We start from the raw sequence: 7,570 nt of genomic DNA on the forward strand, positions 1-7,570 counted from the left end.
GGATCGCCCAAACCGATCCGCCCTCGGTGACTTCGGCAAAAAAGATCTCCGCGTTTGATGCTGAAAGGCTCATGCAAAAGTTTGAGCAGGGATCTGGAACGTCCGCAAGTGGGGCGAAAGCAGCCATCGATCTGCGTCGCGTTTGTAAAAGAGGAAATTGCCTCAGCTTTAGATCGCAACAACCCCAGGCTGCACCTTCGGCGCGCGGACCAGCATCGTCGCGACCGCCGCCGCTGCCATCATCGCGCCGCCCAGCATCAGCACATGGCGGGGGTCGCCGCCCAGCAGCGGGCGGTAGGCCAGCCAGACGAACAGGATCTCGATCATCATCGGGATGACGATGAACATGTTGAAGATGCCCATGTAGACGCCGGTGCGTTCTGGCGGGATGGCATTGGCGAGCATCAAGTAGGGATTGCCCATCAGGCTGCCCCAGCCGATGCCGATGCCGATCATGGCCGCGATCAGCAGCGGGACCGAGCCGGTTGAGGCGATCGTGAGCATCGCCGCGCCCGATCCGGCCATCGCCGCCGCGTGGATCGGCTGCGCGCCAAAGCGCCGGGCAAGCGGGATCATCGCGAAGGCCGAGACGCAGGCGATGGCGTTGTAGAATGCGCCAAGCTGGCCATTGAGCAGGCTGGCGTCGCGGAAACCGGCGGTGGCCGGATCGCTGGTGTTGAAGACATTGCGCGCGAGCACCAGGACGACATATTGCCAATAGCAGAACATGCCGAACCACTGGAACAGCATGGCGACCGCCAGTTGCCGCATCGCAGTCGGCATGTCGCGAATGGCCTCGATCAGGCCGCTGATGGTGGAGCGCAGCGACAGCGGATCGGCGGAAATGGCCGCGTCTTCTTCCGGGGTGAGCGGAAGCTCGGGCACGCGCCAGACGGACCAGACGATGGTGGTGATCGAGAGGAACGCGCCGATCACGAAGCTGATCCGGGTGATTTCGGGAATGCCATTGGCGTCGATCAGGTTCTGATCGATGCCCCACCACACGAGCAAGGTGGGCGCGAGATAGGACAGCGTCTGGGCAAGGCCGGTGAACGCGCTTTGCGTGAGGAAGCCGAGCGGGCGCTGGTCGGGGCCGAGCCGGTCGCTGACATAGGCGCGGTAGGGCTCCATCGTGACATTGTTGGCCGCATCGAGCACCCACAGCAAGCTGGCCGCCATCCACAATGTGCGGCTGTAAGGCATCGCGAGCAGGCACAGGCTGCACAGGATTGCGCCGATAAGGAAATAGGGCGTGCGGCGGCCAAGGCGCGAGCGGGTGCGGTCGCTCATCGATCCGATCAGCGGCTGGATGATGAGGCCGGTCATCGGCCCCGCCAACCAAAGCAGCGGCATCGCGCCTTCATCCGCGCCGAGATAGCTGTAGATCGGCCCCATGTTGCTTTGCTGCAGGCCGAAGCTGAACTGCAGCCCGAGGAAGCCAAGGTTCATCTGCAGGATAGTGGCGAGCGCAAGACGCGGCTTGGCACCCTGGTTGCTGATCACGTCTGGTCTCCCACCGGGCAGACTCGCGCTGCCATGCAAGACTGATAAAGGATTGTGCAAAGGTTTGCAAATTGTGGTTGCAATCGTTTGCGCAAAGCTTAGTAGTTTGCCCGAGAGCCGCGAATCGGCCATCGTAGGGAGAGCATCATGACTACATTCCGCACCATTTTGTTGGCATCCGGCGCGCTCGTGTTTGCAGCGCCCGTGTTTGCGCAAACCGCCGCACCTGAAGCAAGCGACACCGCAGCGCAGGCCGATGCCGCGCCGAATGAAGAGATCGTCGTTACCGCCGTGGCGCGCGGCCAGAACAAGCTGGGCACATCGATTTCGGTGAGCGCGATCAATGCTGATGCCATCGCCGCCGCCGCGCCGCGCTCGGCCGCCGAGCTTTTCCGCAGCCTGCCGGGCATTCGCTCTGAATCGTCGGGCGGTGAAGGCAATGCCAATATTCAATCGCGCGGCATTCCGATCTCGACCGGCGGTGCCAAGTTTCTCCAGCTTCAGGAAGACGGCCTGCCGATCCTGGAGTTCGGCGACATCGCCTTTGGCAACGCCGACATTTTCCTGCGTGTCGATTCCACTGTGGCGCGCGTGGAAGCGGTGCGCGGCGGCTCGGCATCGACGTTTGCCTCCAATTCGCCCGGCGGCGTGATCAACACCATTTCCAAGACCGGCACGGTCGATGGCGGCACGATCATGGGCACGCTCGGCCTTGATTACGGCGAGTATCGCATCGATGCCAATTATGGCGGGCATCTCTCCGACACACTGACCTTCAACGTCGGCGGTTTTTACCGCGTGGGTGAGGGTCCGCGCCGCGCCGGCTATGACGGCAACAAGGGCGGCCAGATCAAGGGCAACATCACCAAGACGTTCGACCGGGGCTTCTTCCGGGTCAACTTCAAGTTCCTCGACGACCGCGCAATTGCCTATCTGCCCAGCCCGGTGCGCGTAACCGGCACCAACGCCAACCCGAAGTACGAAGCCCTGCCGGGCCTCAGCCCCAACAACGATACGATCCATTCGATCAATTTCACGCAAGCGGTGACGCTGGACGGGCGCAACAACCGGGAAGTGAGCGATATTCGCGACGGCATGCATCCGCTTGTGAAAGCCATCGGCTTTGAAGGGCAGTTCGAGATCGCCGACGGTTGGACGGTGAACAACAAGTTCCGCTATGCGAGCATCAGCGGGCGGTTCAATTCGCCGTTCCCGGCCACGGCGGATACAGTGCAGAATCTGGCCAACGGCATCGGCGGCGCGGGCTCGGTCGCGACGTATGCCAATGTCCCGAATGCGGGTCAGGTCATCGCCAACCCCGCCACGACCAACGCCATCGGCATCGTGCTGTTCAACACCAAGCTCAACAGCCTCGACAACGTGACCAACGATCTGCGCCTCAGCCGCAGCTTCGACATGGGCGGCGGCAAGCTCGACGTCTCGCTGGGTTACTACAAGTCACGCCAGAAGATCGACATGGACTGGACCTGGTCGTCCTATCTGCTTGAAGCGCGCGGCGATAACGCGGCGCTGATCAATGTCGCCAATGCCGGCGGCGTTTCGCAGACGGACAACGGGCTGGTGGCTTATGGCGCGTCGTTCTTCGGCAATTGCTGCCGCCGTTCGTACAACCTCGATTTCGATACCAACGCGCCGTTCGCCTCGGTGAGCTACAGCAGCGGCGAACTGACGCTCGACGGCAGCTTGCGCTATGACTTTGGCCGGGCGCGCGGTTTCGTGACGGGCGATGGTCCGGTGGTCGTGACCGATGTCAATGGCGATGGCACGATCTCGGTGCCCGAAACCAAGACAACGGTTATCCCGCTGGGTGTGACCCGTCCGGTCAACTACAACTACGGCTACCTGTCGTATTCTGCGGGCGTGAACTACAAGCTGTCATCCGATCTTGCGGCCTTTGCTCGCTACAGCCGCGGCGGCCGCGCCAATGCCGATCGTTTCGTGTTCGGCGGCAACACCAGCCCGACGTCGGGCGCGCTGCTCGCAGGCGCGCGGCCGGTCGACTTTGTTCAGCAGGCCGAGGCGGGCGTGAAGTATCAGTCGCGCGGGCTTTCGCTCTATGGCACCGCCTTCTATGCCCGAACGCAGGAACAGAGCTACGAGGCAACCACGCAGCGTTCGTTCGCGAATACCTACCGCGCATTCGGCCTAGAACTGGAAGGCAGCTACCGCGTTGGCGAGTTCAGCCTGACGGCCAACGGTACATATACCAACGCGAAGATCGTTGCCTCGAACACAGCCGCTGTCGTGGGCAATCGTCCGCGCCGGCAGGCCGAGTTCATCTGGCGGGTCGCGCCGGAATACAATTCCGGCATGTTCAGCGTGGGCGCCAGCGCCATCGGCACGACATCGAGCTACGCGCAGGACAGCAACCAGTTGAAGCTGCCCGGCTTCACGCAGGTCAATGCCTTTCTGGCGGTGCGTCCGCTGGAGCGGGTGCAGGTTTCGGTCAACGCCAACAACCTGTTTGACACCGCCGGATATACCGAAGCCGAAGAAGGTTCGATCCCCGGCAATGGCATCGTCCGCGCGCGTTCGATCAACGGACGGACGGTTTCCGCGACGCTCAAGCTCGACTTCTGATGATCAGCAGCCCCGGGAACACGGACGTGTTCCCGGGGCTGCGCCCTGCGTGCCGGTCAAGGTTGCCAATATGACAAGTCTTTGGACACGCGAAGCGATCGCCCGCATCGCGGCCGCCCCGATCCCGTTCGCGCCCTTGATCGAGCTATCCGCTGTCCACCGCGTTCTTCCGGGGTTCGATCTGTGGGACTACTGGCCGGTGCAGGAGCGCGATGGCTCGACCGCGACGATCGCGGGCGGCGCGCTGCAGATGCTGCTCGCCGCGCCGGTGCTGGATGATCCCGATGCGCGCCATGGCATCGCCCGCATCCGGCTGATGCACCAGACCGCGAGCGGCTGGCGCGATCTTGGCCATCTCTTTCCCGATGGCTTTTCGCCCGGCAGCCGCGAATGGTCAGGCTCTGCGATTATTGACGCGGACCATTCCCGCATCACGCTTTACTTCACGGTGGCGGGCCGGCGGGGCGAACCGGTCCTGTCGTTCGAGCAGCGCCTGTTCGAAACGGCAGCGCCCCTGCGCATCGTGGATGGCGCGCCGCAGCTTGGCCCTTGGTCAATCCCGGTCGAATCCGTTGCGGCCGACGGGCTTGTTTATCAAAGCGACATGAGCGGCGGCGGCGCGATCGGAACGATCAAGGCGTTTCGCGATCCGGCATGGTTTCAAGATCCAGCCGATGGGCAGGAATACCTTGTCTTTGCCGGATCGCTGGCGCGGTCTGTTTCGGCATGGAATGGCGCGGTTGGCATTGCCCGGCGCGCGCAGGGGCAATGGGCGCTGGCCGATCCGCTGATCACCGCAGACGGCCTCAACAACGAGCTTGAGCGTCCGCATACGATTTTCCGGGGCGGGCGCTACTATTGCTTCTGGTCGACGCAGGCAAAAGTGTTTGCTAGCGATGGGCCGCGTGGTCCCAACGGGTTGTATGGCATGGTGGCAGATCAAATGGCAGGTCCGTGGCGGCCCCTCAATGGGTCGGGGCTGGTCTTTGCAAACCCTGCTGCCAGCCCGGTTCAGGCCTATAGCTGGCTCGTGCTGAACGATCTGAGCGTGATTGCTTTCGTCGACCGGCCGGGCTTGCCCGCCGAACCGGCCGATCCCGTGATCGCACGCCGCCACTTCGGCGGCACCCCGGCGCAGCCGTTGCAACTGGCGCTGGACGGCGACCTGGCGGTGCTGGTTTGACTGCTGGGCCGCAGCGCTGTGCCGGGGTCGAACTCGGCGGCACAAAGTGCATCGCGGTGGTGGCGCAAGGCCGCGACATTCTGGCGCAGGCGCAATGGCCGACGGGCAAAGATGCAGCAGCGACGCTCAACGCCGTCGCGGACTGGCTGATTGCGGCGAAGGCTGAGCATGGTTTTGACGCGCTGGGCATCGCCAGCTTCGGCCCGCTTTGCCTTGATTGTCACAGCGCTGACTTTGGCAAAATTCTGAACACACCCAAGCCCGGCTGGGCAGGCGTCGATGTAGTCAGGGCATTGAGCGGCCAGCTCGGCGTTCCGGTTTGTTTTGATACCGACGTTGCCGGCGCGGCGCTGGCCGAGGGCCTGTGGGGCGCATCGGTTGGTTGCGGGGTGCATGTCTATCTGACCATCGGCACCGGCATCGGCGGCGGCGTGGTGATCGGCGGCAAGCCGCTCCACGGCGCGGTGCATCCCGAGATCGGCCATATCCGCGTGCGGCGCGCGGTCGGCGATGCCTTCGCGGGCTCCTGTCCGGTGCACGGCGATTGTCTGGAAGGCCTCGCCTCTGGCCCCGCGATTGCGCTCCGGGCGGGCCGCCCGGCTGAAACCATCGCGCCGACTGATCCGGTGTGGGATAATGTCGCCCACGAGCTTGCCGAACTGATGCAGATGCTGATTCTGACGCTCTCCCCGCACCGGATCGTGCTTGGCGGCGGGGTTGGCTACGGCCAGTCTCACCTGCTTGTCCGTGTGCGCAAGGCGGCGGCAGAAGCCCTCAATGCATACCTCCCCGGCCAGACGGTGGCGGACCTTGAACGGGTGATCGTGCCTGCCGGGCTGGGCGCGGAAGCCGGGGTTTTCGGCGCGCTCGCGCTGGCCCAATCCCTGCCTCAGGAATTGAGCGAGATATAGCCAAGCTGCGACGCTTTGAAGAGCGTCTGACTGCGGTTCACGGCGTTGAGCTTGGTCGAAGCGTTGTGAATGTGAAAGCGCACAGTGGCGCGGCTGCGGCTCATGATCAGGCTGATTTCCAGATCGGTCTTGCCGATGGCCGCCCAGCGCAGACATTCAACCTCGCGCTTTGAGAGCCGCGATCCCGGGGGCAGAGCCTGCATGGTGCCCATCGCATGGACATAGCTGGCGATGAATGTGCGCGAATAGACGCCGAACGCGTCGCCCAGCCGCAGAAACATATCGCCAAGATCAGTCATCGCCGGATCGAGCGGATTGAAGCTGACCGCGCCGATCTGGCCGAACGGAAGATGGACCGGCACCACGATCGCCGCCTTGGTCATTGCCCGGCTTTCAAAATTGGTGAGATCGATCGACTTCAGGTAATTGTTCGGCTGGCGCGTGTGGAATCCCTTGGCGCTGACCCAGAACGGTTCGGACTCAAACCGGCAGGCCGAAGTGAGCGGCGAATTGAGGGCGATGCGGGTGTTGCGCCACCACGCCCTCTCGTCGGTCCAGCCAAACACATCGAGCGCCAGAACATTGCCCTCCAGATCGCAAGGCGTGCGCTTGTCGGCAATGTCGTGCGCGGGCGCTGCCCGCACGCCCTCGGCCAGCGCGATGGCATGAAATGCCTCTGCCGCCCTGCGCACATCGTGTGGTCCGGCGATCCGGACCAAGTCGATGGTTTCGACCGAGAACACGCTCTCTCTCTCCCGTTCATTGGCGCAAGCCTTACGCTCCGGCCCGTGAACAAACAAGTGACAGCCACAAAGCCCGCCACGTCACCTTGCGTAAAGCATAGGTTGCGCACGCGATTAAGACAGGTCACTTCATGCCCGATAAAACGACATGGGAGAATTCATGGACCACGCAACTGATGCAGTGAATGCGTCCGCTTCCGGCGCGATGATCGATCTGGGCTCGAAGCGGCTTCAGGGGCGGGTGGCCTTCGTCTCGGGGGGCCTGCGCGGCATTGGCCTGGCCACCGTTGAACGGTTTCTGGCCGAGGGCGCGGAAGTTGTCCTGTCCGATCTCGACGCCATCGATAGCGCGCTGGTGGGCTCGGTGATGGAGCGGCTGGGGCAGGCCGCGAGCTATATCGCCGCCAATGTGGCCGAAGAAGCGGCGTGGGAGCGTGCGCGCGATCTGGTGAAGGAACGGCACGGCAAATGCCATATCCTGGTCAACAACGCCGGCACCGATCTGACGGGGCCAGTGGAGGCCATCGATTTCGACAAGTGGAAGCGGATCATGTCGATCAATGTCGACGGCGTGTTCCTTGGCACCAAGCATTTTGTGCCGATGATGGCAGCGTGCGGCGGCGAGTTTC

6 protein-coding genes are annotated in these 7,570 nt (G+C 63.3%); 4 read left to right on the plus strand and 2 right to left on the minus strand.

The annotated features are described in order from the left end of the window. Window positions 1-168 precede the first annotated feature (168 nt). Window positions 169-1,449 carry an MFS transporter gene (locus Q0O40_RS14540; RefSeq protein WP_295531422.1) on the minus strand — a complete coding sequence of 427 codons (1,281 nt, stop codon included), beginning with the start codon at window positions 1,447-1,449 and terminating at the stop codon, window positions 169-171. A gap of 201 nt (window positions 1,450-1,650) precedes the next feature. Here Q0O40_RS14540 and Q0O40_RS14545 point away from each other — a divergent pair, with 201 nt between their 5' ends. The 3 genes from Q0O40_RS14545 (at window position 1,651) to Q0O40_RS14555 (ending at window position 6,198) form a co-directional block, all read left to right on the plus strand. Next, window positions 1,651-4,104 carry a TonB-dependent receptor gene (locus Q0O40_RS14545; RefSeq protein WP_295531407.1) on the plus strand — a complete coding sequence of 818 codons (2,454 nt, stop codon included), beginning with the start codon at window positions 1,651-1,653 and terminating at the stop codon, window positions 4,102-4,104. 70 nt (window positions 4,105-4,174) lie between these two features. Further along, window positions 4,175-5,287, plus strand: a complete 1,113-nt coding sequence (locus Q0O40_RS14550; RefSeq protein WP_295531410.1) for a glycoside hydrolase family 68 protein — start codon at window positions 4,175-4,177, stop codon at window positions 5,285-5,287. Further along, the gene (locus Q0O40_RS14555) at window positions 5,284-6,198 is read left to right on the plus strand and encodes an ROK family protein (protein ID WP_295531413.1); all 915 of its coding nucleotides are present in this window, start codon (window positions 5,284-5,286) and stop codon (window positions 6,196-6,198) included. The genes Q0O40_RS14550 and Q0O40_RS14555 overlap by 4 nt, the downstream gene beginning before the upstream one ends. Here Q0O40_RS14555 and Q0O40_RS14560 read toward each other — a convergent pair. Beyond that, window positions 6,177-6,941, minus strand: a complete 765-nt coding sequence (locus Q0O40_RS14560; RefSeq protein WP_295531416.1) for a LuxR C-terminal-related transcriptional regulator — start codon at window positions 6,939-6,941, stop codon at window positions 6,177-6,179. The two genes, Q0O40_RS14555 and Q0O40_RS14560, sit on opposite strands and share 22 nt — an antisense overlap. A gap of 160 nt (window positions 6,942-7,101) precedes the next feature. On the opposite strand from Q0O40_RS14560, the gene Q0O40_RS14565 reads away from it, so the two are divergent. After that, on the plus strand, window positions 7,102-7,570 hold a 469-nt coding region (locus Q0O40_RS14565; RefSeq protein ID WP_295531419.1), incomplete at its 3' end, for an SDR family NAD(P)-dependent oxidoreductase.

Origin of the sequence: Novosphingobium sp. Chol11 (assembly GCF_945870625.1) — a bacterium.
GTDB lineage: Bacteria > Pseudomonadota > Alphaproteobacteria > Sphingomonadales > Sphingomonadaceae > Novosphingobium.